Origin of the sequence: Moritella sp., from assembly GCF_033791185.1 — a bacterium.
GTDB lineage: Bacteria > Pseudomonadota > Gammaproteobacteria > Enterobacterales > Moritellaceae > Moritella.
Window position 1 is genome coordinate 1 of record NZ_JASJHF010000153.1, and the last position, 3,682, is coordinate 3,682.

3 protein-coding genes and 1 pseudogene are annotated in these 3,682 nt (G+C 41.7%); all 4 read left to right on the forward strand.

The genetic code is table 11. From position 1 onward, the window contains the following. Positions 1 to 1,178 (forward strand): annotated as a pseudogene (locus QNK26_RS09245) (nitrite reductase (NAD(P)H)); the annotation flags it as partial. Further along, positions 1,175 to 1,501, forward strand: a complete 327-nt coding sequence (gene nirD / locus QNK26_RS09250; protein ID WP_319222412.1) for a nitrite reductase small subunit NirD — start codon at positions 1,175 to 1,177, stop codon at positions 1,499 to 1,501. The pseudogene QNK26_RS09245 and the gene nirD, both read left to right, overlap by 4 nt. Positions 1,502 to 1,683: 182 nt before the next feature. Next, positions 1,684 to 2,511 (forward strand): nitrite transporter NirC, encoded by an 828-nt coding sequence (gene nirC / locus QNK26_RS09255; protein ID WP_319222413.1) that lies wholly within the window; start codon positions 1,684 to 1,686, stop codon positions 2,509 to 2,511. Positions 2,512 to 2,706: 195 nt separating this feature from the next. Further along, on the forward strand, positions 2,707 to 3,682 hold a 976-nt coding region (locus QNK26_RS09260; protein WP_319222414.1), incomplete at its 3' end, for a DEAD/DEAH box helicase.

Sequence of the window (3,682 nt, forward strand, 5' to 3'; positions counted from 1 at the left end):
GTTGTGGTGGTTGTTTACCACTTATCACTCAAGTACTTAATTCTGAACTGGCTAAATCTGGCATCGAAGTGAAAAACCACTTATGTAGCCATTTTGAGTATTCTCGCCAAGAGTTATTCCACCTTATTCGTATCGAAGGCATCAAGACCTTTGAAGAGCTATTAAGCAAATACGGTAAAGGTTACGGCTGTGAATTCTGTAAACCAATTGTTGGCTCTATCTTGTCGTCTTGCTGGGGTGAGCATGTATTAAGTCGCGACAATGTTGGCCTGCAAGATACTCATGATAACTTCCTCGGTAACATGCAAAAAGACGGTACTTATTCAGTTATCCCACGTATGGCTGGTGGTGAAGTAACACCACAAGCATTAGCGGTACTGGCTGAAGTTGCTGCTGAGTATAACCTTTATACCAAGATCACTGGCGCACAGCGTATCGGTTTATTCGGTGCCCACAAAGGTGACTTACCAGCGATTTGGAAAAAACTGATTGCTGCGGGTTATGAAACAGGTCAAGCGTATGCAAAAGCATTACGTATGGCGAAGACATGTGTTGGTAGCACATGGTGCCGCTTTGGTGTGCAAGACAGTGTTGGTTTAGGTGTGTTACTTGAAAACCGTTACAAAGGTATTCGTACGCCACATAAAATGAAATTTGGTGTATCAGGTTGTACCCGTGAATGTGCTGAAGCACAGGGTAAAGATTTAGGTATTATCGCAACAGACGCCGGCTGGAATATGTATGTCTGTGGTAACGGTGGTATGAGCCCTCGTCACGCAGACTTACTGGCATCAGATTTAGATGAAGCGACGTTGCTTAAATATGTAGATCGTTTCTTGATGTTCTATGTACGTACTGCCGACAAGTTACAACGTACTTCGGTATGGATGGATAATTTAGAAGGTGGTGTTGATTACCTACGTGAAGTGGTTGTTAACGACAAATTGGGCATCAATGAGCAACTTGAAACAGACATCAACAAGCTGATCTCTGAATTCAAATGCGAATGGTCTGAAGTCGTTGAAAGTGAAGAGCAGCAAACACGGTTCGCTCACTTCATTAACTCTAAAGAGCAAGACAGTAATGTGCGCTTTGTTGCAGCACGTGAGCAACATCGTCCGGCTACAATCGAAGAGAAAGCGGATACTTATACAATCACTGTGGAGGAACACGCATGAGTAAATGGATTAACGTTTGTCAGCTAAACGACATCACCCCAAAAACCGGCGTTTGTGCACTGGTTAATGGTAAGCAAGTTGCGATTTTCCGTCCACGTGACAATGATGAGTTATTTGCTATCGACAATATGGACCCGTTTGCCAAATCAAACGTACTGTCACGCGGAATTATCTGTGAACATGACGAGCAACTTTGGGTTGCGAGTCCGTTGAAGAAACAACGCTTTAACTTAACGACTGGTCAGTGTTTAGAGAATGATCTGGTGTCACTTGCAACGTATAAAGTACGAGTGAACAAAGACGCAGTCGAGATCAATGCTTAATCATTACGCATAGTCCCTGACAGAATGCCTCACTTGTTGTGAGTGGGGCATTTAAATATGGAAACAGTGAGCGAGTTGCTAGCCCAATAACGAATAATTACTTACATCATTACTCAAGCGAGTGTGAAGTCATTATTGGTATATCAATTTCGAATTTAATAATTATAAAAGGAAGTCCCCTTATGTATGCAGATACCATCAAAAAATGTTCAGCTAACGCTGCGCGAATCGTAAAATTAGACAAGACAGACCCAATTAGTTTCCTTATCAGCGGTGCAATGGCCGGTGCGTATGTTGGTCTTGGTATTATCTTAATTTTCACTCTGGGTAACATGGTTGATCCATCTATTCGTCCATTGGTGATGGGCGCAACATTTGGTATCGCATTAACCTTAGTTATTATCGCGGGTTCAGAACTGTTTACTGGTCACACGATGTTTTTAGCATTAGGCGCAAAAACAGGGGCTATTACTTGGGGGGATAATTTACGTATTCTGCCAAAAACATGGTTATATAACCTGATTGGTTCAATCGCAGTTGCTGCATTATTCTATTACGCTGGTGGCGGTAAATTATTAGGAAATTCAGAAAGCTTGGTGCACAAAGTTGCGTTAGCAAAAACAACGGCTCCGGCGATGGTACTACTGTTTAAAGGTATCTTATGTAACTGGTTAGTATGTCTTGCAATCTGGATGTGCCAACGTGTTGAAGGTACTGGTAAATTCATTGCTATTTGGTGGTGCCTATTAGCGTTCATCGCGTCTGGTTACGAGCATTCAATTGCTAACATGACTATCTTCGCAATGTCTTATTTTGGTGACAGCCAAGAAGCATTCAATTTAGTTGGTGTCGGTCACAACCTATTATGGGTTTCACTGGGTAATATCATTTCTGGTACTGCATTCATGGGCCTAGGTTACTGGTACTCAACGCCAAAAGCACAACGTCCAGTGGTAACTCAAGAAGCTGGTAAGGCAACAGCAGTTACTGGTAACACAGCTAAAGCTTAATTTTGATTTTGATTTTGATTAATTCAATCTAGTTAGCATTGAAAGCCAATCGTTTACACGGTTGGCTTTTTTATATCCAGTAAATACTTCCCTGATCCTTTAAATCAACCCTTTATCGAGTTTACCTGCAATCTTGTAAGAGTTCTGCTACACTGCGCGGCTATTGTTTCTGTTGTTGTGTTTAGTAAGGTCATTATGGGTTTTTCTGCTTTAAATCTTAATCAAAATTTAATTAATACTGTTACCAAGTTAGGTTATGAAACACCTACGCCAATTCAAGCGCAGGCTATTCCAGCTATTCTGGAAGGGCGTGACATTATGGGTGGCGCGCAAACGGGTACGGGTAAAACGGCGGCGTTTGCATTACCTATTATCCAGCAGTTAACAGCTAACCTAAGTGATGACACAACAGCGAAAAAGCAAATTCGTGCATTAGTATTAACGCCAACCCGTGAGCTTTCACAGCAAGTACACAAAAGCTTTGTAACGTATAGCGAAGACAGTGGATTAACGGCTGCACTTGCTTATGGTGGTGTTAGCATTAACCCACAAGTAAAAGCACTGGCACAAGGTGCTGACATCTTAGTTGCAACACCTGGCCGTTTACTTGATCTATTAGATCGTGAAACGCTAACACTTGAGTTTGTAGAAAAGATTGTATTCGATGAAGCTGACCGTATGTTAGATATGGGCTTTATGGAAGAGATCCGTCGTATCTTAAAACACTTACCTAAGAAACGTCAGACTATGTTGTTCTCGGCAACATTTGATGATGCCATCTTTAAACTAAGCAAGAGTTTGTTAAACGATCCATTATTAGTTGAAGTCGATACCCGTAATGCCGCGGCTGAACAAGTAGAACAAATATTTTATGCTGTAGATACGGATCGTAAACGTGAATTAACGTCTTACTTAATCGGCTCTCGTAACTGGCATCAAGTACTTATCTTTACTCGAACCAAGCAGGGCGCTGATAGCCTAGCAAAAGAAATGTGTAAAGATGGAATTAAGACAATCGCGGTACACGGTGATAAATCACAGGGCGCACGTGAACGTGGTCTGGAAGATTTTAAAGCAGGTAAAGTACGCGCATTGGTAGCAACAGATGTTGCTGCACGTGGTCTTGATATCGAACAGCTTAAGCATGTAATCAACTTTGAATTACCATTTA